General features: G+C 62.4%; 21 protein-coding genes. 8 read left to right on the forward strand and 13 right to left on the reverse strand.

Annotated elements, in window-relative coordinates; genetic code table 11:
- Nucleotides 1-12 precede the first annotated feature (12 nt).
- Entirely contained in the window at nucleotides 13-843 is an 831-nt protein-coding gene (mutM, locus tag P3T24_RS19125; protein ID WP_429436846.1) for a bifunctional DNA-formamidopyrimidine glycosylase/DNA-(apurinic or apyrimidinic site) lyase, read from the forward strand.
- A 7-nt stretch (nucleotides 844-850) separates the two neighbouring features.
- Nucleotides 851-1,981, forward strand: coding sequence for an A/G-specific adenine glycosylase (mutY, locus tag P3T24_RS19130; protein ID WP_429436848.1), 1,131 nt, complete (start codon nucleotides 851-853; stop codon nucleotides 1,979-1,981).
- 17 nt (nucleotides 1,982-1,998) lie between these two features.
- On the opposite strand, the gene P3T24_RS19135 is transcribed toward mutY, so the two are convergent.
- The 11 genes from P3T24_RS19135 to kdsD form a co-directional block, all read right to left on the reverse strand.
- Entirely contained in the window at nucleotides 1,999-2,631 is a 633-nt protein-coding gene (locus P3T24_RS19135) for an LON peptidase substrate-binding domain-containing protein (RefSeq protein ID WP_429407064.1), read from the reverse strand.
- 41 nt (nucleotides 2,632-2,672) lie between these two features.
- Nucleotides 2,673-3,566, reverse strand: a complete 894-nt coding sequence (gene rapZ / locus P3T24_RS19140; protein ID WP_074263298.1) for an RNase adapter RapZ — start codon at nucleotides 3,564-3,566, stop codon at nucleotides 2,673-2,675.
- An 82-nt stretch (nucleotides 3,567-3,648) separates the two neighbouring features.
- Nucleotides 3,649-4,617: an HPr(Ser) kinase/phosphatase gene (gene hprK, locus P3T24_RS19145; RefSeq protein ID WP_074263299.1), complete on the reverse strand. Its 969-nt coding sequence runs from the start codon at nucleotides 4,615-4,617 to the stop codon at nucleotides 3,649-3,651.
- Nucleotides 4,618-4,760: 143 nt separating this feature from the next.
- Nucleotides 4,761-5,276, reverse strand: a complete 516-nt coding sequence (locus P3T24_RS19150) for a PTS sugar transporter subunit IIA (protein WP_429407067.1) — start codon at nucleotides 5,274-5,276, stop codon at nucleotides 4,761-4,763.
- A gap of 234 nt (nucleotides 5,277-5,510) precedes the next feature.
- Nucleotides 5,511-5,870 (reverse strand): ribosome hibernation-promoting factor, HPF/YfiA family, encoded by a 360-nt coding sequence (hpf, locus tag P3T24_RS19155; RefSeq protein WP_074263301.1) that lies wholly within the window; start codon nucleotides 5,868-5,870, stop codon nucleotides 5,511-5,513.
- A 171-nt stretch (nucleotides 5,871-6,041) separates the two neighbouring features.
- Complete coding sequence (locus P3T24_RS19160) at nucleotides 6,042-7,565, reverse strand: RNA polymerase factor sigma-54 (RefSeq protein WP_429407069.1); 1,524 nt, start codon at nucleotides 7,563-7,565, stop codon at nucleotides 6,042-6,044.
- Nucleotides 7,566-7,749: 184 nt separating this feature from the next.
- Nucleotides 7,750-8,550 carry an LPS export ABC transporter ATP-binding protein gene (gene lptB / locus P3T24_RS19165; RefSeq protein WP_074263303.1) on the reverse strand — a complete coding sequence of 267 codons (801 nt, stop codon included), beginning with the start codon at nucleotides 8,548-8,550 and terminating at the stop codon, nucleotides 7,750-7,752.
- Nucleotides 8,547-9,218, reverse strand: a complete 672-nt coding sequence (gene lptA / locus P3T24_RS19170) for a lipopolysaccharide transport periplasmic protein LptA (protein WP_074263304.1) — start codon at nucleotides 9,216-9,218, stop codon at nucleotides 8,547-8,549. The genes lptB and lptA overlap by 4 nt, the downstream gene beginning before the upstream one ends.
- A gap of 19 nt (nucleotides 9,219-9,237) precedes the next feature.
- On the reverse strand, nucleotides 9,238-9,846 hold the full coding sequence (lptC, locus tag P3T24_RS19175) for an LPS export ABC transporter periplasmic protein LptC (protein ID WP_074263305.1): 609 nt from the start codon (nucleotides 9,844-9,846) through the stop codon (nucleotides 9,238-9,240).
- The gene (locus P3T24_RS19180; RefSeq protein WP_074263306.1) at nucleotides 9,843-10,406 is read right to left on the reverse strand and encodes a KdsC family phosphatase; all 564 of its coding nucleotides are present in this window, start codon (nucleotides 10,404-10,406) and stop codon (nucleotides 9,843-9,845) included. Before P3T24_RS19180 ends, lptC begins: the two co-directional genes overlap by 4 nt.
- Complete coding sequence (gene kdsD / locus P3T24_RS19185; protein WP_429436851.1) at nucleotides 10,406-11,389, reverse strand: arabinose 5-phosphate isomerase KdsD; 984 nt, start codon at nucleotides 11,387-11,389, stop codon at nucleotides 10,406-10,408. The genes P3T24_RS19180 and kdsD overlap by 1 nt, the downstream gene beginning before the upstream one ends.
- Before the next feature lie 135 nt (nucleotides 11,390-11,524).
- On the opposite strand from kdsD, the gene P3T24_RS19190 reads away from it, so the two are divergent.
- From P3T24_RS19190 to purU, 5 genes are all read left to right on the forward strand, one after another.
- The gene (locus P3T24_RS19190; RefSeq protein ID WP_074263308.1) at nucleotides 11,525-13,516 is read left to right on the forward strand and encodes a monovalent cation:proton antiporter family protein; all 1,992 of its coding nucleotides are present in this window, start codon (nucleotides 11,525-11,527) and stop codon (nucleotides 13,514-13,516) included.
- An 86-nt stretch (nucleotides 13,517-13,602) separates the two neighbouring features.
- The gene (locus tag P3T24_RS19195) at nucleotides 13,603-14,169 is read left to right on the forward strand and encodes an adenine phosphoribosyltransferase (protein ID WP_429436854.1); all 567 of its coding nucleotides are present in this window, start codon (nucleotides 13,603-13,605) and stop codon (nucleotides 14,167-14,169) included.
- 20 nt (nucleotides 14,170-14,189) lie between these two features.
- Entirely contained in the window at nucleotides 14,190-14,804 is a 615-nt protein-coding gene (locus P3T24_RS19200) for a LysE family translocator (protein WP_429436857.1), read from the forward strand.
- 68 nt (nucleotides 14,805-14,872) lie between these two features.
- Nucleotides 14,873-15,721, forward strand: coding sequence for an NUDIX hydrolase (locus P3T24_RS19205; RefSeq protein WP_074263311.1), 849 nt, complete (start codon nucleotides 14,873-14,875; stop codon nucleotides 15,719-15,721).
- Nucleotides 15,722-15,790: 69 nt separating this feature from the next.
- Nucleotides 15,791-16,660 (forward strand): formyltetrahydrofolate deformylase, encoded by an 870-nt coding sequence (gene purU, locus P3T24_RS19210; protein WP_429436964.1) that lies wholly within the window; start codon nucleotides 15,791-15,793, stop codon nucleotides 16,658-16,660.
- Nucleotides 16,661-16,811: 151 nt separating this feature from the next.
- On the opposite strand, the gene P3T24_RS19215 is transcribed toward purU, so the two are convergent.
- Together P3T24_RS19215 and uvrA are read right to left on the reverse strand one after the other, a co-directional pair.
- Complete coding sequence (locus P3T24_RS19215; protein WP_429286771.1) at nucleotides 16,812-17,897, reverse strand: AI-2E family transporter; 1,086 nt, start codon at nucleotides 17,895-17,897, stop codon at nucleotides 16,812-16,814.
- Nucleotides 17,898-17,932: 35 nt separating this feature from the next.
- Nucleotides 17,933-20,806, reverse strand: a complete 2,874-nt coding sequence (gene uvrA, locus P3T24_RS19220) for an excinuclease ABC subunit UvrA (RefSeq protein ID WP_429436860.1) — start codon at nucleotides 20,804-20,806, stop codon at nucleotides 17,933-17,935.
- Between the two features lie 306 nt (nucleotides 20,807-21,112).
- Here uvrA and P3T24_RS19225 point away from each other — a divergent pair, with 306 nt between their 5' ends.
- A complete protein-coding gene (locus P3T24_RS19225) occupies nucleotides 21,113-22,306 on the forward strand; it encodes an MFS transporter (RefSeq protein WP_429436862.1) in 1,194 nt (397 codons plus the stop codon).
- The last annotated feature ends 103 nt before the right edge of the window (nucleotides 22,307-22,409 follow it).

Consider the following 22,409-nt stretch of genomic DNA (forward strand, 5'->3'; position numbering starts at 1 on the left):
GACCAGTTAGACATGCCAGAGTTGCCAGAAGTTGAGGTTACCCGACGTGGAATCGAGCCGTACGTCTCCGGACGCCGGGTCGAGCGCGTCGACGTTCGCACCCCCGCGCTGCGCTGGCCGATTCCGGCAGACCTTGCGAGAACCTTGCGGGGCCACGTGGTGCACAAGGTCGAACGGCGTGGCAAGTACCTGCTGTTCGAAATCGACGACGGCTGGTTCATTGTGCACCTGGGCATGACTGGCACGCTGCGCGTGCTACGCAACCTGCCGCATCTGCCGGCTGCTGCGAAACACGACCATATCGACTGGATTTTCGACGAGTTCATTCTCCGCTATCGCGACCCGCGACGCTTCGGGGCCGTCCTCTGGCACTCGCGCCACGACGGCGATGTGCTCGAGCATCCATTGCTGGCCGGCCTCGGGGTCGAACCGTTTTCGCCTGCTTTTTCCGGCGCGCTGATGCACCGGGAGACGCGCGGCCGCAAGGTCTCCGTCAAGCAGGCGCTGCTGGCGGGGGAGATCGTGGTGGGGGTGGGCAATATTTACGCGTCCGAAAGCCTGTTTCGCGCCGGTATCCGGCCCACCACGCCCGCTGGCCGCGTTTCGCTCGTCCGCTATGGGCTGCTCGCGGATGCGGTGAGAGTCACGCTTGCTGCCGCGATCGAAAAAGGCGGCAGCACGCTGCGCGATTTCGTCGGCAGTGACGGTGAAAGCGGTTATTTCCAGCTCGATTATTTCGTCTATGATCGCGCGGGGCTGCCATGCCGTGTGTGCGGTACGCCGATCAAACAGATCGTGCAAGGGCAGCGCTCGACCTACTTTTGTCCTACCTGCCAGCGCTAATTTTCCGATGCCCTCCCGCTTAACGCCGTCCGCGACGGCCACCGTGCCTGTATTACCCATCGAGCCTGCTCTCGCTGATTTCTCTGCACGTCTGATCGGCTGGCAGCGTCAGCACGGCCGCCACGACCTGCCTTGGCAGAACACACGCGACCCCTATCGCATCTGGCTGTCGGAAATCATGTTGCAGCAGACCCAGGTGTCAACCGTGATTCCGTATTACGCGCGTTTTCTGGCGCGCTTCCCGGATGTCGCCGCGCTCGCCGCGGCGCCGATCGACGACGTGATGGCGCTGTGGGCCGGTCTCGGGTATTACTCGCGTGCCCGTAACCTGCATCGGTGCGCGCAGGCGGTGGTCGAACTGCACGGTGGGGCGTTTCCGGCTTCGGTGGAGGCGTTGGCCGAATTGCCAGGGATCGGCCGCTCGACCGCGGCGGCGATCGCGTCGTTTGCGTTCGGCGCGCGGGCCACGATTCTCGACGGCAACGTGAAGCGTGTGCTGGCCCGCGTGTTTGGCGTCGAAGGTTTCCCAGGCGAAAAGAAGGTCGAAAATGCCATGTGGACGCTGGCTGAATCATTGCTGCCGTCCAACGCCAGCAATGATGATGTGAGCGCCTATACACAGGGCTTGATGGATCTCGGCGCGACCCTGTGTATGCGCGGCAAGCCTGACTGCGAGCGCTGTCCGTTCGCGCCCGACTGCGTGGCGAATGTCACCGGCCGGCAGCGTCAACTGCCGGCCGCGCGACCTAAAAAGGCTGTGCCGACGCGACGTACCTGGATGCTCGTGTTGTGCGACGGCGATACGGTGATGCTGGAAAAGCGGCCACCGTCGGGTATCTGGGGTGGGCTGTGGAGCCTGCCGGAAGCGGCTGATGAAGCGGCGTTGGCGAAGCGGGCACGCGAATTCGGCGGCGACGGTGCGGTCTCGCCGCTTGCGCCGCTTACACACACGTTCACGCATTTCCGGCTGGATATCGAGCCGCGCATCGCGGAACTGGGTCGTGTCGCAGGTGGCAAGACGGCGCTAGTGCCAGGTGATGCGGAAACCGTGTGGGTGGCGCTGCGCGACATCGACGCGTACGGCGTGCCGGCGCCGGTGCGCAAGCTGCTGGATGGCCTGCACGGGTCTTTGCTGTAAATAGCTTGCAGGAGCCCTCACAACAATTGATGCTGCTGCATGTAGTGATGAACCACATCGATGCGCGCCCCGGCATCCGGCAGCTCCATCAGCTTTTGCCGCGCCCGCAGGGCAATAGGCAACACTTCCGAGAGCCGGTTTGACACCCACGTCGGGTCTTCGAGTTTGAACGGTTCCGCGAAAGGCAGGCTATCCGGATCTCGCTCGCGGATTGTTGCGATGATCCGCTCCAGCACTTCCGCGCAAGCGCCAAATTTGGCCAGCAGCTCGTTGCCTTCGAGCGGTACGTCGTCCGGCAGCGGCTCCGCCATGCCCACCAGGAGACCGCTCGCTTCCACGCGATGCGATAGCAACCGGAAGCGCCGCGTGCCACGCGCGCGGATCAGCAGCATGCCGAAGGTTTCGACATCGCACTCCCCGATCTCCGCCAGACAGCCGACCGCTTCAGGCACGGAGGGCTCGTCCGGAAGCGCCACTTCACCACCGCTTTTTAGCAGACATACGCCGAACGGAGTCTTTTCGCGCAGACACTCGCGCGCCATGTCCAGATAGCGCGCTTCGAAAATCTTCAGGGGCAGCAGCCCATCGGGAAACAGCACCGTGTGCAGCGGAAACAGCGGCACATCGGCAAGCACAGAAGTAGAGGACATGGCGCGCAACGCTTCGGGTTAAGGCCGCGCGATGCGGCCGGTTAAGCCACTAACTTCGATGATTCGCCGACGTCGACCGGCGCATCGCGGTGCCGCACGATCACATTGGCCTGCTTGGCAAGACGCGCGGCGAGCGTCTCGGCAATGAAAACGGAGCGGTGCTGACCGCCCGTGCAGCCGATTGCCACAGTCAGATAGCTGCGGTTATCGTCGCGAAAGTGCGGCAGCCACTTCGCGAGGAACGTCTCGATATCGCCCATCATTTCGTGCACGACGGGCAGAGCACCGAGGAAATCGATGACCGGTTTGTCGAGTCCCGTAAGCGGGCGTAATTGATGATCGTAGTACGGGTTGGGCAGCGTGCGCACGTCGAATACGAAATCCGCGTCGAGGGGCACGCCACGCTTGAAACCGAACGACTCGAACATCAGCACGAGGCCACTGTGCTCCTGTTCGATAAAACGTTTGACCCATGCGCGCAACACGTTCGCGCGCAGGTTGCTGGTATCGATCTGGTGGCCGAACTCAGCCAGGTTTCCGACCAGTTCGCGCTCGCGCTCGATCGCTTCTTCGAGCGACGTGAGCAGGCCCACGTCTGCATCGTGCGAGGCCGAACCGGAGAGCGGATGGCGGCGGCGTGTTTCGGAAAAGCGTTGAATCAGCGATTGCGTGCTGGCGTTCAGAAACAGCACACGCACATCGTGTTCGCGCGACAGGTCGCGAATCATCGCGGGCATGTCGTCGAGCGAGGCGCTGGAACGCGCGTCGATTGCAACGGCGAGACGGTCGTAACCATCTGCCGCGAGGTAGGAGGCGAGTTGCGGCAGAAAGCGCGGCGGCAGATTGTCGACGCAATAGTAGCCAGCGTCTTCAAGCGCGTTCAGTGCAACGGATTTGCCGGAGCCGGAAATACCGGTGATCAGAATAATGCGCATGAGGTCGTCAAATCTGTACGTTTCATCATAGCATCTGGTCCCCGCGTGCGTGCCCCGTTGCCGCCGGACACACCGGGCGGTTTCAGATCAGCTTGCCGGGAAACTGGCTGTCCGGGTCCTGCATGGCGAGGCGCTGGCGATCCATGAAGTCGCGCAGCGTGTCGATGCCGCGCAGTTGCAGGATTGTGTTGCGCACGGCGGCTTCCACCAGCACCGCGAGGTTGCGGCCGGCCGCAACCTGAATGGTGACTTTGCTGATAGGCAGACCAAGCACGTCGACGGTCTGGCTTTCCAGTGGCAGACGCTGAAATTCGCCATCCGGACGGCGCACGAGCTGAACGATCAGCTTCAGCTTCATTTTGCGCCGTACGGCGGTTTCACCAAAAATAGTCTTGATATCGAGCAACCCGAGGCCGCGCACTTCCAGCAGGTTTTGCAGCAGCGGCGGGCAACGGCCTTCGACGAAATCTGGCCCAAGGCGCACGAAATCTACCGCATCATCGGCGACAAGGCCGTGACCGCGGCTGATCAGTTCGAGGCCGAGTTCGCTCTTGCCGAGACCTGAGTCGCCGGTGAGCAGCACGCCCATGCCGAGAATATCCAGAAAGACGCCGTGCAACGTGGCGCGCGGCGCCAGGATGCGCGACATGTACAGACGCAGGCTGTCGATTACCGCTGCGGCCGACATTGGCGTAGTGAACAGCGGCGTGGATGAACGTGTGCAGCGCAGAACCAGCTCCGGCGGCGCGGCGACCCCGCCCGCCACCACCAGAAACGGCGGCTCGAGGGCGATCAGCTCGGCCATGTGGCGCGAGCGGTCTTCTTCGGATTGGCGCTGGTAATAGTCGACTTCGGCGTCGCCGAGCACCTGGATCCGGTTCGGGTGGATCAGGTTCAAGTGGCCGACAAGGTCGGCGCTCGAGGTGGCATTGGCGACCGTTTCCGCCGAGAAGCCACGCTCCCAGCCTTCATGCCCCGTCAGCCAGCTGAGTTTCAGCATGGCGGCGTTGTCGTCGAAAATGCTTTGGGCGTTGATGCTGGACGTATCCATGAGTCCGTGACTCCAGTGTGGGCCTGTGCCCCGCATGCGCCGGCTGCGTCAGCGCAGCCGGATTAGCCGGCGCGAGCCGGATTCGACACGGGGACCCAGCCGCTCGCAGGCGGGGGACCGACGTGCGGATGGGCGCCGATGCATCAAGGTTGCCACTGAGTGAGCAGTCGATGCAATGCTTCGCGGTTTTCTTCCGTATGCAGCCGTTCGCGCGTCTCGCGATCGGACAGCAGCTGGGCGATTTCCGAGAGAATTTCGAGGTGTTGCTGGGTGGCTTGCTCGGGTACCAGCAGGAAGATCAGCAGCGATACCGGCTGACCGTCCGGCGATTCGAAGGGGATGGCCTCGGCGAGGCGCACGAAGGCGGCGAGCGGCTGCTTCAAGCCTTTGATCCGGCCGTGCGGAATCGCGACGCCTTCGCCAAGACCGGTCGACCCAAGGCGCTCGCGCGCGAACAGATTGTCAGTGACCGTGCTGCGAGCGATGCCGTTCTGGTTTTCGAAAATCAGGCCCGCTTGCTCGAAGACGCGTTTCTTGCTGGTGACCGATAGTCCGACGACGACGTTTTCGAGGGGAAGAAATTTGGCTAAACGATTCATGTTGGCAGGCGGAAACGTGGCCTGGATACTCCTCGCTGTGGCGTTTGAGTGGCGTTCCATTCTCGACTGATGCTCACGGCGATGTGCTTGGAAGCCCAAAAAACGCAGGACTCCCGCTGAATAACCCCGATGACCCCTATGGTAACCGGCCCATTATAGAACAGCGCGACCATGGATGGTGCGGCGCGCCAATGCCTGTTCGTCGTGCGATGTGTTCTAGCCAACGAAAAACCGCCCGTTGCCGGGCGGTTTAGCTAGGTCGGGAAAAATCCCTCTAATCCTTCACGGTCCTGCTTATTGCGGCGGCACGTCCAGTTGCGGCGCCAGCTCTTGATACTTGATCGCGTCGTGCTGATGACCCTGCAGGCGATCTTTGTGACGAATGACTTGCCGGTCGAGCTTGTCGATCATCAGATCGATCGCGGCGTACAGGTCGCCGTCACAGCTCTCGACAAAGATGTCCTTACCCTTCAGATGCAGGTTGATTTCAACCTTTTGCCTCTTTACCTTTTCCTTGTGGTTGTCGACCGAGAGGACCACACTGCCATCGATCACCTGATCGAAATGTCTTAGCACCCTATCCAGTTTGGTGATCACGTATTCTCGCAACGCTGGCGTTACTTCGAGATGGTGTCCACTGATCTGCAAGTTCATAGTGCTTCTCCATGCTAGTGGCCGCTTGGTCCGCACGATGGGGCAGGTACCGGTCGATCGTTCGCCTCGCCTGTGTCGTCCCCCGTGACTGACTACTGGCAGGTCGCATCGGCCGGCCTGTCCTCCAACGGGCGGAGCGGCCGGAAAATGCCCGCCACACTACGCGGCGAGCTAAAGAGACTTGCGCAGGTTGACTGCCGGGATTCTGAGGGCTTCGCGGTATTTCGCTACGGTGCGCCGTGCGACCACGAATCCTTGCTCCGCCAGCAGTTCGGCTATGCGGCTGTCTGAAAGAGGAGATTTGGTGTTTTCCGCTCCTATCAGTTGCTTGATGAGCGCGCGAATGGCCGTTGAAGAGGCAGCGCCGCCCGTGTCCGTCGAAACGTGTGATCCGAAGAAGTACTTAAATTCAAGCGTCCCGAATGGGGTCAGCATGTATTTACCGGTTGTCACACGCGAGACAGTTGACTCGTGTAGGCCCAGCGTATCAGCAATTTCCCGCAAAACCAAGGGCCGCATGGCAATTTCGCCATGCACAAAAAAGCTCTTTTGACGCTCGACAATAGCCTGCGCCACTCGCAGGATCGTCTCGAAGCGTTGCTGGATATTTTTGATCAGCCAGCGGGCTTCCTGGAGTTGCTGACGCAGCGATCCACTGCCCGGATCGCCGCGGTTGTTCCGCAGAATGTTTGCGTACAGATGATTGATACGCAGTTTCGGCACGACCTCCGGGTTCAGCTCGGCCTGCCAGCTTTGACCGATCTTGCGCACCATGATGTCGGGCACGACGTAGTCGGCCTCGGCCTTGCCGTAGGCGGCGCCGGGGAAGGGTTCGAGCGAGCGGATCAGCACGTGTGCATCGCGCAGATCGTCGTCGCTTGCCTTCAGATGTTTGCGCAGACGCGTGAAATCGCGCGCGGCAAGCAGTTCAAGATGGTGAGCCACGATCTCGAGGGCGAGCGTGCGGGTGGCCGAGCCGTCGAGGCGCAGCAATTGCAGCTTCAGGCACTCGGAAGCGGACCGTGCACCCACGCCGGCCGGATCGAAGCTATGCAGCAGCGCGAGTGCGGCGTTCAGTTCGTCCAGGTCGACTTCGAGTTCTTCAGGCAGATCGGCCTGCACTTCCTCCAGCGTCGCGGTCAGGTAGCCGTCGTCGTCCAGAGACTCGATCAGAAACGTGATCAGCGCCCGGTCACGCTGGCTTGCCTGGGTGACGCGTAGTTGCGCCATCAGGTGATCGCGCAGCGAGGTGCTCGATTCGTGAATCTGCAGCGGCGGCAGGTCGTCGTCGTCGGAGGCGGTACCGGAACGGCCGTAGTCCTCCAGATTCCACTGGGACGAATCGCCGTTGCTGTCGGACGCGAGACCGTTGTACTCGTCGACACCCTGCGGTTCGCCGCTTTCGCCACCTTCACTGCTGCTGGAGGACGAGGAGGAGGACGACGACGAGCCGTTGCCCATCTGCTCCGGCGCGGCGTTGTTGGGCGCCTGGGCGATCAGCGAGCCGTCTGCGGCGACGCGCAGGGGGCTCGCGATCCAGTCGTCCTCGTTTTCGAGCAGAGGATTCTGGGAGATCGCCATCGCGACCTCCTGCTGCAGCTCAAGCGTAGACAGCTGCAGCAGCCGGATGGACTGTTGCAGTTGAGGTGTCAGCGCAAGATGCTGCGACAGGCGGAGTTGTAGGCTGGCTTTCATGGCAAGTTGAGATTCATTGTAAAGAGTTTGCCACGACCGCGATACCTTGCGGCATTCGCGATAACGCGTGCGCCCGGACTGGGTCTGCAGGGGCGCGGGCGGCCTGCCGCGTCAAAAATACGGGGAGGCCGCCGCAGCAAGGGGCCGGCGGCGGGGGACGCCGCCGTTCATGCCCCTCGGATACTTACATGCGGAAGTGCTCGCCCAGATAGACGCGCCGCACGTTTTCGTTTTCGATGATGTCGCCAGGCGCGCCGGCGGCCAGCACGCTGCCGTCGCTGATGATGTAGGCGTGGTCGCAGATGCCGAGCGTTTCGCGCACGTTATGGTCCGTAATCAGGACGCCGATGTTGCGCTGCTTCAAGAACTTGACGATCTTCTGGATTTCCAGCACTGCGATCGGATCGACGCCGGCGAACGGTTCGTCGAGCAGAATAAAACTTGGATTAGTCGCCAGCGCGCGAGCAATTTCCACGCGACGGCGCTCGCCGCCCGACAGCGACAGCGCCGGATTGCCCCGCAGATGCGCAATCTGCAGCTCATCAAGCAGTGCTTCGGTGCGGGTGGTGATGGTGTCCTTGTTGAGCCGCTTGCCGCTTTCGTCAAGCTGCAGTTCCAGCACCGCGCGGATGTTCTCTTCGACGGTGAGCTTGCGAAATACCGACGCTTCCTGCGGCAGATACGACAGTCCGAGCGAGGCGCGCTTATGGATAGGTAGCAGGCTGATCGATTTGCCGTCCAGATCGATTTCACCGGCGTCGAGCGGCACAAGGCCCACGATCATGTAGAACGAGGTTGTCTTGCCGGCGCCGTTCGGGCCGAGCAATCCGACCACTTCACCGCTCTTGACGTCGAGCGACACGTCCTTGACGACCGTGCGCGAGCCATAGCGCTTCTTCAGATTGCGAACCACCAGCGAGCTGCTGGTCCCCGCCGGCTTGCGGTGGGGAAGGGAAGGTGAATTGACGGAGTTTACTGAGCTCACTGGGGCGGGGTTCCCTGGATCTTGTTGGACGGCACGAGCGTAGCGGAGGCGCCGGTCAGCGGCGCGGCGCCGCCGTTGCGCGGCGCCAGCATCGCGCGCACACGGCCGCTCGGGTTGCCCGGGCCGGCGACGTCCTTACCCGCCTTGGCGGTGTAGAAGTCGTTCTGGCCGTCATAGGTGATGACGCTGCCGTGGACCGTGTCCATCAGCGTCGAGAGGCCCTGCAGACGGTTCACCGTGGCGTCGGTCGTCAACGTGGTGAGGTCCTGCTTGCCGTCGTAGTCGATGCGGATGGCCGTGCCTTCGACATACTCGTCGAGGCCTTCGCGCTTCTGGCGGAAATACGACAGGTTGCCGCCGCTCGAAGTACCGGTGGCGTACTGATAACCCTGCGGATCCTGGGTCACCTCGACACGATCGGCCTTGATGACGATCGTGCCTTTGGTGGCCACCACATGACCGGTGAAGATGTTGACCTGCTTCAGGTCGTCATACGTCATGTTGTCCGCTTCAATATTGAGCGGCTTGTCCTTGTCGGCGCGTTCGGCGTGCGCCGGCGGCGCAAAGCCGATGAAGGGCAACGCGAGCAGCAGCGCGGCAAGTCCGGCCCGGCACGCAGACAAGGTGCGCGCGCGGCCGGTATCAAAACGGTGGAACGATTCGTTCATGCAGTCACGCTGGAATGGATTACCCGGGTTGCTTCAGGGAGCCGCCGGACGCGTCGGACGCGGCGATCGCGCCACGGACATTGCCGAACAGCTGCATGACCCGGGTGACGTTGTTGTAGTTCATGCCGCTGGCCGTCATGACTGACAGGCCGCGCTGAAGTTTAACCGGCTTTTCGGTCTCGATCACATCGTCGTTGACCAGTACCCGAAAATGCTGGGAATCAGCCTGCATCGCCGGGTCGCCGTCGCCGGCTGCACGCAGGATGCGGGCGTGGTCATACAGATCGACGATCGAGGCATCGCCGTTCACCGTGCCGGTGTCGCCGGTCGCCGTGACAATCGGCTTGCCCGGCTGGAAGGCGCGGATAGCCGGCTTGATCAGATCGCTCAGTTCATTGTCTTCGTAATGGACGAGGTTCGTGGCCGTCAGCCGGTACTGCGTGGCGCCCGACTGATCCAGTTCGGACACCGAGAAATTATCGGCAAAGTAATCGGGCGTATGTTCTTTCGGCTTGACCTCGCCTTCGTGCGGCGGCGGCGCGGTGGCCTGCAGCAGCCACCACGTGATACCGGCGAGCGCAGCCATCGCGATGAGCGGGATCAGCGAAGTGAAGCGGAACTGGTTCATCCGACGAGGCCCTGCTGCTCACCGCCACTGCACGCCTTGGCAAGCAGTTCGTCGTACTTGTTTTGCGCCCGCAGCAGGGTGTCGCACACTTCGCGCACGGCGCCGTGACCGCCGCGCGCCTCGCTGACCCAGTGGGCCCGCGCGATTACTTCCGGATGCGAATTGGCGGGCGCCGCAGCGAAGCCGACCTTCAGCATCACGCCGAGATCGACCCAGTCGTCGCCCATATAGCCGCATTCCTCAGGAGTGCGGCCAGTCTGCCTGAGCAGATCGGCAAACGCTTCCGGCTTGTTTTCGATGCCCTGGTACAGATGCGTGATTTTCAGTTCCTTGGCGCGTACGGCGACAATGCCCGACTTGCGGCCCGTAATGATCGCCGTCTCGATGCCGGCTTCGCGCAGCAGCTTCGCGCCGTGGCCGTCCATCGAATGGAACGACTTCATCGTGTCGCCCTCGGCGGTGAACATCAGTCCGCCGTCGGTCAGCACGCCGTCGACGTCGAAAATCATCAGCTTCACGCGGCGTGCGCGTTCGTTAGCGGAAAGGGGCGCGGCGGCCATCAGATCACCTTTTTGGAGAACAGGTCGTGCATGTTGAGCGCGCCGATGAGCTTGCCCGCTTCGTCAATGACCAGCATCTGATTGATCCGGTGGCGCTCCATCAGTTCCACTGCTTCGATGGCCAGTTGGTCCGGGCCAATGGTACGCGGGCCAGGTGTCATCACCGAGGCGATCGGCAGGTCGCGGAAGTCGCCACTGCGTTCGAGCACGCGGCGCAGGTCGCCGTCGGTGAAGATGCCTTTGACGCGCTGGTTTTCGTCGACGATCGCCGTCATGCCCATGCGCTTGGCCGTCAACTGGAACAACGCGTCGCGTACGGTAGACTCAGGCATCACCTTCGGCACCTGGTCGCCGGTGCGCATCACGTCGCGTACGTAAGTAAGCAGGCGCCGCCCTAAAGCGCCGCCGGGATGCGAGCGGGCGAAGTCGTCTGGGCCGAAGCCGCGTTCTTCCAGCACGGCAACCGCGAGCGCATCGCCGAGCGCGAGCGCGGCGGTGGTGCTGGCAGTGGGCGCGAGATTCATCGGACAAGCTTCCTTGGCGACCCCGGCATTCAGATGCACGTCGGCTAGCTTGGCGAGGCTCGAGCCCGGCTTGCCGGTGATCGCGATCAGCCGGGAGCCGAGCCGCTTGATGATCGGCAGGATCGCCATCAGCTCTTCGGACTCGCCGGAATTGGACATGGCGACGAACACGTCGTCGGCCGTGACCATCCCAAGGTCGCCATGGCTGGCCTCGGCCGGGTGTACAAAGAAGGCGGGCGTGCCGGTGCTGGCGAAGGTTGCCGCCAGCTTGCGGGCCACGTGACCAGATTTGCCGATGCCGGAGACGACCACGCGCCCACGGCAGCTAAGGATAAAGTCGATCGCCTCGACGAAGCCATCGTCGAGGCGATCGCGAAGCGCGCGCACGGCGTCCGCTTCGATGTCGAGCACGTTGCGAGCGCGAGCGAGTGCCCGGTCGCCATTGATTTTCGCTATCATTCGCGGAGTATAGCAAAGGCGTTTGTTCGCCGCGCCGGGACGGCTGTCCCCGGCCGCTGCCCTCACCGGCCCCTCAACCTTGTCGCGCGGTGCTTTGCGTGCGATGGTTATGTCGACGAACCAGGACGCTTTCAGATGATTTCCCCGCTCGAAATGACGCTGTTCCTGCTGCTGGCATCAGTGGCAGGCGTCGTCGTTTTCCGTTTCCTGAACCTGCCGCCCATGCTCGGCTATCTGACGGTGGGGATCGTCGTCGGGCCGCATGCTTTCGGTATCGTTCCGGATTCGCAAGGCGCGCAGAACCTGGCCGAGTTTGGCGTGGTGTTCCTGATGTTTTCTATTGGGCTGGAGTTTTCGCTCGCCAAGCTGCGTTCGATGCGCCGGCTGGTGTTTGGGCTCGGCCTGCTGCAGGTGATCGGCACGGTCGCGGTGGCCGTCGCGCTCGGCTTCGTGCTGGAGCGCTGGGTGCATATCACGTGGCAGGGCAGCGTGGCGCTGGGCGGGGCGCTCGCCATGTCGTCCACGGCGATCGTCAGCAAGATGCTGGCGGAACGGCTCGAGATCGAGACCGAGCACGGCCGCAATATCTTCGGTGTGCTGCTGTTCCAGGATCTGGCGGTGGTGCCGCTGCTGATTGTCATCTCGGCGCTCGGCGGCGATTCCCGAACCCTGATGACCGCGCTCGGGCTCGCAGCGGTGAAGATCGTCGTCGCGTTGTCCTTGCTGCTGATCGTCGGGCAGAAGTTCATGACGCGCTGGTTCAACGTGGTGGCGCGGCGCAGGTCGCAGGAGCTGTTCATCCTGAACCTGCTGCTCGTGACGCTTGGGGCGGCGTTTATCACGGACAAGTTCGGCCTTTCGCTCGCATTGGGCGCGTTCATCGCCGGCATGCTGATCGCCGAGACGCCTTACCGGCATCAGGTGGAAGAAGACATCAAGCCGTTTCGCGACGTGCTGCTCGGGCTTTTCTTCGTCACCACCGGCATGCTGCTCAACCCGATGGTGATCTGGAAGCATCCGTTCATCGTGCTGGCCTTTCTGCTCGGGCCGTTGCTGCTGAAGCTGATCATGATTACCGCGTTGTCGCGGTTGTTCGGTGCGACACCGGGCGTGGCGATGCGCACCGGCATCGGCCTCGCTCAGGCCGGCGAATTCGGTTTCGTGCTGCTGAATCTGATTCTCGATAAACACCTGGTCGACGCGACGTTACTGCAGGCGATTCTCGCCGCGATGCTGCTGTCGATGCTGGCAGCGCCGTTTCTGATCCAGAACGCGGACCGCATCGTGCTGCGGCTGTCTTCGACTGAATGGATGATGCAGTCCTTGCAGATGACGCGCATCGCTACGCAAAGCCTGAAACAAAGCGGCCATACGATCATCTGCGGATACGGCCGGGCGGGGCAGAACCTCGCGCGCATGCTCGAACACGAAGGCCTGTCCTACGTCGCGCTCGACCTCGACCCGGACCGGGTCGCGGCGGCTGCGGCGGCCGGCGAATCGGTGGTGTTCGGCGATGCGGGGCGGCGCGAATCGCTGCTGGCTGCGGGTATCCATCGCGCGGCTGCGGTGGCGATCACCTACGCCAATACGCCGTCTGCGCTGCGGGTGCTGCACAACATCCACGAACTCGAGCCGACGCTGCCGGTCATCGTGCGCACGGTGGATGACGCCGACCTCGAGAAGCTGCTCGCCGCCGGGGCCACCGAAGTGATTCCGGAGATTGTCGAAGGCAGCCTGATGCTGGCGTCGCACACGCTCGTGCTGATGGGCGTGCCGATGCGGCGAGTGGTGCGGCGTGTCGAGGAGATGCGCGACGAGCGCTATAGTCTGCTGCGCGGCTATTTCCACGGCGCCGACGACGTGGGCGACGACGACAGTCACGAGCAGGTGCGACTACAATCGGTGCCGGTCGACGAGAACTCGGACGCCGTGGGCCGCACACTCGCGGAAGTGGGGCTGGTCGACATGGGCGTCGAAGTGACGGCGATCCGCCGCCATGGCATTCGCGGCGTGGAGCCCGATCCGTCCACCAAGCTGCGCGCGAGCGACATCGTCGTGTTGCGCGGCTTGCCCGAAGCGCTGGCCGAAGCCGAAGAACGGCTGTCGCGGCATCGCCGGGCGGCGTGAGCGCGTGAGTGGGCGCCAGGGTCGGGTCGCCGCGCGAGATTCTTAAGCCTTTTATCCGGATCCATGGGGATCCATCTGGAGTCATCATGTCCAACGCGCTTGCGAGCGCCCCGCTCGACGCGGCTGCGTTCGTCAAAAGCCAGATTCGCACCGTGTCCGACTGGCCGCAGGCCGGCGTGCAGTTTCGCGATATCACGCCGCTGCTGCAGCATCCTAAGACCTTTCGCGTACTGATCGACCTGTTCGTCCAGCGCTATATTGACGCGAAGCTCGACTACATCGCGGGCCTCGACGCGCGCGGTTTCATCATAGGGCCGGTGCTGGCGTACGAGTTGAATGTGGGCTTCATTCCGATTCGCAAGGCCGGCAAGCTGCCGTACAAGACGGAGTCCGAGTCGTACGAGCTCGAATACGGGACGGCGACCGTCGAGATTCATGCGGACGCCTGCGGACAGGGTGACCGCGTTCTGATCGTCGACGATCTGATTGCGACTGGCGGCACCATGATGGCCGGCAAGAAGCTGCTGGAGCGGCTCGGCGCGGTGGTGATCGAAGGCGCGGCGATCGTCGATCTGCCGGACCTGGGCGGGGCCGCGCTGTTGCGCTCGGCGGGGTTGCCGCTGTTTACGGTCACTGAGTTTGGCGGTCACTGAACAATCACGAGGGAAGACGCATGCCGAATTTTTTGCTGTTCCTCGCCACCTCGATGGCGATCACCTTCGCCCCCGGCCCCGACAACCTGCAAGTACTTGCGCGCGGCATCTCGCAGGGACGTGCCGCCGGGCTGGTCGCCGCGCTCGGTTTTGCGGCCGGCATCACGTTCCACACGACGCTCGCCACGCTCGGCGTAGCCGCGTTGCTGCGTTCCTCGCCGATGGCATTTCAGGCCATCAAGTACGCGGGCGCTGCCTACCTGATCTGGATCGGCATCAAGGCGCTGCGCAGCCAGGGGCTTGCGACGGCCCATGAGCGTCCGGCGCAGCCGCTGTGGTCGGTGTTTCGCCAAAGCGTGTGCGGCAACATGATGAACCCGAAGGTGACGCTGTTTTTCCTGGTGTTCCTGCCGCAGTTCATCGAGCCGCATGGCGTGCAGAGCGTGCCGGTGCAGATGCTCGAACTGGGTCTGGTGTTCATGCTGCAGACAGTGGTCGTGTTTTCGCTGTTCGGCGTGTGCGCCGGGATGATCGGCAGCTGGTTGAAGCGTCGTCCGCGCGTCGGCGTGTGGCTCGACCGTCTCGCTGGTGCGACCTTTATCGCAATCGGCATTCGCGTGGCGCTGCGCGACTAGGCTGCCTGCTGCGACCCGCTTCTGAACTGACCCGCGTGGCGCCGTCGCGCCGTGCCGTTGGAGCACTCATGACCTTGCCCTGTATCACCAAAGCGCGCCGGTTCGATGCGCAGGCGCATCGGCCGTTCTTGATGGAAGGCCAGCAGGTCGGCTGGATCCGCGCAACGGATGTGCCGTTGCTGGCCCGCTGGCCGGATGTTTTCGATGTCGACGCGGCGGGCGTGACGTTATCGTCGCGCTACTCCAGCCTCGATATGCGTAGTGCCGCACTGGGCGCTGTAATCGGCGCGCTCGCCGCGGATGGCAGGATTCCAGGCTGGCGCGATGAAACTTACGCGATCCGCAACCACTTCGACGCGCAGCCGCTTGCGTATATCGAGCGCGCGGCGTCGCGCTTTTTCGGCACGATGACCTACGCGGTGCATCTGAACGGCGTCGTAGAATACGCGGATGGCGCGCCGCAACTGTGGATCGCGCGCCGCAGCGACACCAAGGCGACCGATCCGGGCATGCTGGATAACGTGGTCGCAGGCGGGATAGGCTGGGGCTTCGGCGTGGAGGCGACGATTGTCAAGGAGTGCTGGGAAGAAGCCGGCATCCCCGAAGCGATCGCTGCGCGCGCCACGGCAGGGCGTACAGTGCATGTACTGCAATCGCTGCCGGAGGGTACCCAGGCCGAGCAGATCTTCGTCTACGACCTCGCGTTGCCCGCGGATTTCACGCCGCGCAATCAGGACGGCGAAGTGGGCGAACACCGGCTGGCGCGCATCGATGAGGTTGCGCGCTGGATCGAGGAAGACGCGATGACCGTGGATGCCAGCCTCGCTACGCTCGACTGCCTGCTGCGCCGCCGCTGGATCGACGCTGAGGACTGCGCGGGAATCGAAGCGCTGTTCGTGCCGCCGGCCGCTGCCTAACGCGTGACGCACAGCGTCCTTGCATCACACTAAACGAATCACGGATTGAAGAAGGGAGTCACCCAGGTCATGTCGACCGATCACAGCTTTATTCTCAAACTGTCGTGCGCCGACCGGCCCGGCATCGTGCATGCGGTGTCCGGCTTTCTGTTTGAGCGCGGCAGCAACATTCTCGACTCCGCGCAGTTCGGCGACAGCCACACCGGCGAGTTCTTCATGCGGGTGCATTTCCAGCAGGTAGGCGGCGATCCGGGTCTGGAAGCGCTGCGTACCGCGTTCAGCACGCTTGCCGACGAGTTCGGCATGCACTGGGAGCTGCACGATGCGACCGTGAAGCCACGCGTCGTGATCATGGTGTCGAAGATCGGTCATTGTCTGAACGACTTGCTGTTCCGCTACCGTACCGGCCAGCTCGGCATCGAGATTGCCGCGATCATCTCAAACCACAAGGACTTCTATCAACTCGCCGCGAGCTATGACGTTCCGTTCCACCACTTTCCGCTGCAGGCTTCGACGCCCGAGGGGAAGGCGGCTCAGGAAGCACGGGTGCTCGAAGTGATCGACGAGCATCAGGCCGATCTGGTGGTGCTTGCCCGCTATATGCAGATTCTGTCGCCGAAGCTGTGCGAGCGGCTCGCGGGGCGCGCGATCAATATCCACCATTCGTTCCTGCCGAGCTTCAAGGGCGCGAAGCCGTATTACCAGGCATTCGACCGCGGCGTGAAGCTGATCGGCGCAACCGCGCACTATGTGACGACCGATCTCGACGAAGGTCCGATCATCGAACAGGAAGTGGAGCGCGTCGACCACAGCATGACGCCGGATCAGTTGACGGCGATTGGCCGCGACGTCGAATGCGTGACGCTGGCGCGGGCAGTGCGTTGGCACGTCGAACATCGTATCGTGCTGAACGGCAGCAAGACGGTGGTGTTCCGTTGAGCGGGAACTGCTGCTGCTGAATTCGCGGAGTCTGTGCCTCTTTGCAGAAAAACAAAGGCCGCCGGTCATTGCGACAGGCGGCCTTTTTCATGGGGCGCGGCGTTCGGGACGCGTACCGCTGCCGCTGTTCAGGCTCGCGGTATCAAACCCTTCAAACCATCCGCAGATAAATCAGCTCCCGCTTGATATACGCATAAAAGATAGGCGCGGCAATCACGCCCTGGAGGCCGAAAGCCGCTTCCATCACCAGCATCGCCACCAGCAGTTCCCACGTGCGCGCTTCGATCTGGCCGCCGACGATCCGCGCATTCAGGAAGTATTCGAGCTTGTGGATCAGGATCAGGAACACGAGCGACATGACCGCGGCCGGAAAGCTCACGGAGAGCGCGACTGCGACAATGATGGTGTTCGAGATCAGATTGCCGATCACCGGCAGCAAGCCGACGATAAACGTGACGAGCACCAGCGTCTTGGAGAGCGGTAGCCGGTCGTGGAAGATCGGCAGGATCACCAGCAGGAAGATGCCGGTGAACACGGAGTTGATCGCTGAAATCTTCACCTGCGCGAACACGATGCGACGGAAGGCGTCCGCAAACCGCATCACGCGAGTGACGAACGCGGTGGACAGCGGCAGCCGCTGAATCGGTTTCTGCGCCCCGACCGCGATGATCGCGCCGATGATCATGCCGATCAGGATATGCGTGAAAACCCGCGCCGCGTTCTTGCCGCCTTGCTGCAGCATGCCGGCATGGGTATGCATCAATTCGGTGGCGCGTGCTTTCATCTGATCGGCGTCGACCGGCAGATAGTTGGCGACGAACTGCGGAATCCGCCCGCGCGCCTCGTCGATCAGCTGCATGGCCTGGTTGAGCAGCATCTGCACGCTCGGCACGTCGCCTTCGAAGTGGTCGATGATGCCGATCACGATGCCCGTCAGCACGCCGACGATCACCGTGGCCAGGATCACCACCGAAAGCCAGCGCGCGCGCTGGCTCGACATATGTCTTTCGATGCGAGGAGCGATTGTCTGGATGAGCTGAAACACGAGCAGCCCGGCCAGCAACGCGCCCAGCAGCCGCAGATTCAGGACTGCGATCATGCCGACCAGCATTAGCAGGTAACTGCCGATCTCGACGGCGGACAGTCTGGGCAGGCTCATGTCGCTCGTCAGCCTGACCGGGCGTGGGCGCAGATCCTGCACCTGCCCTTCTTCGGGCGCCTCGTTACGCTTGGTCATGGCTTATTTCCGTATCCAACCTAGGGTTTGCAGCATCATTTTTTGGCGGCGTCGCGTTTGAGCAGCGGCGCCAGATATCGACCGGTAAAACTTGCCTTCGACTTCGCCACCTGCTCCGGCGTGCCTTGAGCGATGATCTGACCGCCGCCGGCACCGCCTTCCGGACCGAGATCGATGACCCAGTCCGCAGTTTTGATTACATCGAGATTATGCTCGATGATCACCACGGTATTACCCTGGTCTCGCAAACGGTGAATTACTTCGAGCAACAGAGCAATATCGTGGAAGTGCAAACCGGTCGTCGGCTCGTCGAGGATGTATAGAGTGCGACCGGTGTCGCGCTTGCTCAGTTCCAGCGAAAGTTTGACACGCTGCGCTTCACCCCCCGACAGCGTAGTGGCCGACTGCCCCAGGCGAATGTACCCAAGACCCACGTCCAGCAACGTTTTCAGCTTGCGCGCCACCACCGGAACGGCCTTGAAAAACTCGTAGGCGTTTTCAACCGTCAGTTCCAGCACTTCGCTGATGTTTTTGCCTTTGTACTGCACATCGAGCGTTTCGCGGTTGTAGCGCTTGCCGTGACACACGTCGCACGGCACGTAGACGTCGGGCAGAAAGTGCATTTCCACCTTCAGCACGCCGTCGCCCTGGCAGGACTCGCAACGGCCGCCCTTGACGTTGAACGAGAAGCGGCCCGGATCGTAGCCGCGTTCCTTCGAAGCCGGCACGCCCGCGAACAACTCGCGGATCGGCGTGAAGAGGCCCGTATAGGTGGCTGGATTCGAGCGCGGCGTGCGGCCGATCGGCGACTGATCGACGTTGATGACCTTGTCGAAGTGTTCGAGACCTTCAATCGATTCGTACGGTGCCGGTTCGGCCGATGAGCCGTACAGGTGATGCGAGACCGCGTGGTACAGCGTGTCGTTGATCAGCGTGGACTTGCCGGAGCCGGAGACGCCGGTGATGCAGGTCAGGAGACCCACCGGCAGGTCGAGCGTCACGTGCCGCAGATTGTTGCCGTAAGCCTCGACGATGCGCAGACGCCGCTCGTCCGGCTCCCTGCGCTCGTCCGGATAGTCGATGGTGCGCGCGCCGGACAGATACTGACCCGTGATCGATGCAACGTCCGCCTGCACCTCATCGGGCGTGCCTTCAGAAATGATCATGCCGCCGTGTTCGCCGGCGCCCGGTCCCATGTCGACCACGTAGTCGGCCATGCGGATCATGTCCTCGTCGTGCTCCACGACGATTACCGAGTTGCCGAGATCGCGCAGATGCTTTAGCGTCGAGATCAGACGGTCGTTGTCGCGCTGATGCAGGCCGATGGACGGCTCGTCCAGCACGTACATGACGCCAGTCAGGCCCGAGCCGATCTGCGAGGCGAGCCGGATGCGCTGCGCTTCACCGCCCGAGAGCGTTTCCGCGCTGCGCTCCAGCGACAGATAGTCGAGCCCCACGTTATTCAGGAACATTAACCGCGCGACGATTTCCTTGACCACCTTGTCGGCAATCTCGCGCTTTGAACCTTCGAGGCGCAGCGTCTGAAAATAGCCGAGCGCATCGCGCAACGGCCAGCCGCTGATTTCGAAGATGCCGCGCGCGTCGCCGTCCGCGCCGATGCGCACAAAGCGCGCTTCGCGCCGCAGGCGGGTGCCTTCGCAGGCGGGGCAGGCCTGGTTGTTCTGGTACTTCGCGAGTTCTTCGCGCACTGCGACCGAATCGGTCTCGCGGTAACGGCGTTCGAGGTTCGGGATGATCCCTTCGAATACATGCTCGCGAATCGACGCACGGCCGCGTTCGTTGATGTACGAGAACGGAATGGTCTGCTTGCCCGAGCCGAACAGCAGGATCTTGCGAACCTTTTCCGGCAGATCTTCGAAGGCTTCGTCGATATCGAACTCGTAGAACGCGGCGAGGCTTTGCAGCATCTGGAAGTAAAACTGATTGCGCCGGTCCCAGCCCTTCACCGCACCTGCCGCGAGCGACAGCGACGGATGCGCGACCACCCGCTTCGGATCGAAGAAAGTGATCTGGCCGAGGCCGTCGCACTCCGGACACGCGCCCATCGGATTGTTGAACGAGAAGAGACGCGGTTCGAGTTCCTGCAGCGAATACGAGCAGATCGGGCAGGCGAACTTGGAGCTGAACAGATGCTCCTTGTCCGTGTCCATTTCGAGCGCGATGGCGCGGCCGTCGGCGAGACGTAGCGCCGTTTCGAACGATTCTGCAAGGCGCTGCTTCATGTCGGCGCGCACTTTCAGACGGTCGACGACGACGTCGATCGTATGCTTGTCGTTCTTCTTCAGCTTGGGCAGCGAGTCCACTTCGTAGATCTTCGCGACTTCCTCATTGGCCGTGCCGCCGCCCGAACGCACGCGAAAGCGGATAAAGCCCTGCGCCTGCATTTCCTCGAACAGCTCGACGTGTTCGCCTTTACGATTCGCTACCACCGGAGCCAGGATCATCAGCTTGGTGTCTTCCGGCAGCGCGAGTGCTGCATCGACCATCTGCGAGACGCTTTGCGCCTGCAGCGGAATCTCGTGATCCGGACAATACGGCGTGCCGACTCGCGCGAACAGCAGACGCAGGTAGTCGTGAATCTCGGTGACGGTGCCGACCGTGGAGCGCGGATTGTGCGACGTAGCCTTCTGCTCGATCGAAATGGCCGGCGACAGACCTTCGATCAGGTCGACGTCGGGCTTTTCCATCAGCTGCAAAAATTGCCGTGCATAGGCGGAGAGACTTTCGACGTAGCGCCGCTGTCCTTCCGCATAGAGCGTGTCGAACGCAAGCGACGATTTTCCCGAGCCCGACAGGCCGGTAATCACGATGAGCTTGTGACGTGGCAGGTCGAGACTGACGTTCTTCAGGTTGTGGGTGCGAGCCCCACGGATACGGATTTGTTCCACGCGTTGATCCATTACCTGGCCATTGACTGGCGGAAAGAGGAAGAGGCTAAACCTGCTACTATAACGACTTTTCGAGACCGCTGTTACGGCTACCTGACAGCGCCCAACAGGCGTGCGGCAAGCTGTAAGACGGTGGTTTAGAGCCGTGCGAAAAGGTTGCAGATGGGGCCTTTTTGCGCGACTGCAAGACGCCTGCGGGTCTTTGCCGCAGTCCGCCGGTCGCTCACGGCAGGCCGCCGAGGGTATGCTGCTCCACGGTGAGTCGCCCGGCCCCGGGCCGTCCAGATTATTCAAAACACGTTCCCGATGTCCAATCCGTCCGCTACATCTTCACGCATGAGCGCGCCTGAGTTGCGCGCGACCGTGTCGCTCGCAGGCATCTTTGCGCTGCGCATGCTCGGCCTCTTCATGATCATGCCGGTGTTCTCGATCTACGCGAAAACCATCCCCGGCGGCGACAACGTCCTGCTGGTGGGGATCGCGCTGGGTGCCTACGGCGTCACGCAATCGCTGCTGTACATCTTCTACGGCTGGATTTCCGACAAGGTCGGGCGCAAGCCGGTGATCGCCACGGGGCTCGCGATTTTCGCGCTCGGCAGTTTTGTCGCGGCGGGGGCGCACGACATGACGTGGATCATCGTCGGTCGCGTCATTCAGGGCATGGGCGCGGTGTCGTCCGCGGTGCTCGCTTTTATCGCCGACCTCACGTCCGAGGAACATCGCACCAAGGCGATGGCGATGGTGGGTGGCAGCATTGGCGTTTCATTCGCGGTGGCGATTGTCGGTGCGCCGATCGTGTTCCAGTGGGTCGGCATGAGCGGGCTGTTCTCGCTGGTCGGCATTTTCTCGATCCTCGCAATCGGCGTAGTGATCTGGATCGTGCCGAATGCGCCGATGCCTGTGCACGTGCGCGCGCCGTTCTCTGAAGTGCTGCATAACGTCGAACTGCTGCGTTTGAATTTCGGCGTGCTGGTGCTGCATGCGACGCAAACGGCGCTGTTTCTGGTGGTGCCGCGGATTCTCGAAGCGGGCGGTTTGCCCGTGGCGTCGCATTGGAAGGTTTATTTGCCGGTGATGGGGCTGTCGTTTGTCATGATGGTTCCGGCCATCATCGCAGCGGAAACGCGCGGCAAAATGAAGACCGTGCTGGTGGGCGCGATTGGTCTTATCCTGATCGGACAGTTGTTACTAGGCGTCGCACCCCATACCATTCTGAGTGTGGCCGGGATACTGTTTATCTACTTTCTCGGCTTCAACATTCTTGAGGCGTCGCAGCCTTCGCTGGTGTCGAAACTGGCGCCGGGATCGCGCAAGGGCGCGGCTACCGGGGTGTACAACACCACGCAGTCTATCGGCTTGGCGATCGGCGGCGTGATCGGCGGCGTGCTGCTGAAGGCGGATGGGCAGAGCGCAGTGTTCTTCGCCTGCTCTGGGCTGGTATTTTGCTGGCTTATAATCGCGGCAAATATGAAGCCGCCAGCGCCGCGCAAGAAGGCTTGATGGTAAGTACTCACCGGTAGCCGGCGAGGCGCAGTTTGGGTCTCGGGCCGGCCGGTTCAGAGATGGTAAATGTGCGTTGCCGCGCCACCTGCAACGGAATCAA

Origin of the sequence: Paraburkholderia sp. GAS33 (assembly GCF_050436645.1) — a bacterium.
Classification (GTDB): domain Bacteria; phylum Pseudomonadota; class Gammaproteobacteria; order Burkholderiales; family Burkholderiaceae; genus Paraburkholderia; species Paraburkholderia phenazinium_B.

Excerpts from the sequence above, each read along its gene's own strand:
- P3T24_RS19205 (WP_074263311.1), top strand. The coding sequence starts at position 14,873 with ATGACCTTGCCCTGTATCACCAAAGCGCGCCGGTTCGATGCGCAGGCG.
- P3T24_RS19150 (WP_429407067.1), bottom strand. The coding sequence starts at position 5,276 with ATGGAACGCCACTCAAACGCCACAGCGAGGAGTATCCAGGCCACGTTT.
- P3T24_RS19215 (WP_429286771.1), bottom strand. The coding sequence starts at position 17,897 with ATGACCAAGCGTAACGAGGCGCCCGAAGAAGGGCAGGTGCAGGATCTG.
- P3T24_RS19135 (WP_429407064.1), bottom strand. The coding sequence starts at position 2,631 with ATGTCCTCTACTTCTGTGCTTGCCGATGTGCCGCTGTTTCCGCTGCAC.
- hpf (WP_074263301.1), bottom strand. The coding sequence starts at position 5,870 with ATGAACTTGCAGATCAGTGGACACCATCTCGAAGTAACGCCAGCGTTG.
- purU (WP_429436964.1), top strand. The coding sequence starts at position 15,791 with ATGTCGACCGATCACAGCTTTATTCTCAAACTGTCGTGCGCCGACCGG.
- kdsD (WP_429436851.1), bottom strand. The coding sequence starts at position 11,389 with ATGATAGCGAAAATCAATGGCGACCGGGCACTCGCTCGCGCTCGCAAC.
- rapZ (WP_074263298.1), bottom strand. The coding sequence starts at position 3,566 with ATGCGCATTATTCTGATCACCGGTATTTCCGGCTCCGGCAAATCCGTT.
- lptC (WP_074263305.1), bottom strand. The coding sequence starts at position 9,846 with ATGAACCAGTTCCGCTTCACTTCGCTGATCCCGCTCATCGCGATGGCT.
- hprK (WP_074263299.1), bottom strand. The coding sequence starts at position 4,617 with ATGGATACGTCCAGCATCAACGCCCAAAGCATTTTCGACGACAACGCC.
- mutM (WP_429436846.1), top strand. The coding sequence starts at position 13 with ATGCCAGAGTTGCCAGAAGTTGAGGTTACCCGACGTGGAATCGAGCCG.
- mutY (WP_429436848.1), top strand. The coding sequence starts at position 851 with ATGCCCTCCCGCTTAACGCCGTCCGCGACGGCCACCGTGCCTGTATTA.
- P3T24_RS19160 (WP_429407069.1), bottom strand. The coding sequence starts at position 7,565 with ATGAAAGCCAGCCTACAACTCCGCCTGTCGCAGCATCTTGCGCTGACA.
- P3T24_RS19190 (WP_074263308.1), top strand. The coding sequence starts at position 11,525 with ATGATTTCCCCGCTCGAAATGACGCTGTTCCTGCTGCTGGCATCAGTG.
- P3T24_RS19195 (WP_429436854.1), top strand. The coding sequence starts at position 13,603 with ATGTCCAACGCGCTTGCGAGCGCCCCGCTCGACGCGGCTGCGTTCGTC.
- P3T24_RS19225 (WP_429436862.1), top strand. The coding sequence starts at position 21,113 with ATGTCCAATCCGTCCGCTACATCTTCACGCATGAGCGCGCCTGAGTTG.
- P3T24_RS19200 (WP_429436857.1), top strand. The coding sequence starts at position 14,190 with ATGCCGAATTTTTTGCTGTTCCTCGCCACCTCGATGGCGATCACCTTC.
- P3T24_RS19180 (WP_074263306.1), bottom strand. The coding sequence starts at position 10,406 with ATGGCCGCCGCGCCCCTTTCCGCTAACGAACGCGCACGCCGCGTGAAG.
- lptA (WP_074263304.1), bottom strand. The coding sequence starts at position 9,218 with ATGAACGAATCGTTCCACCGTTTTGATACCGGCCGCGCGCGCACCTTG.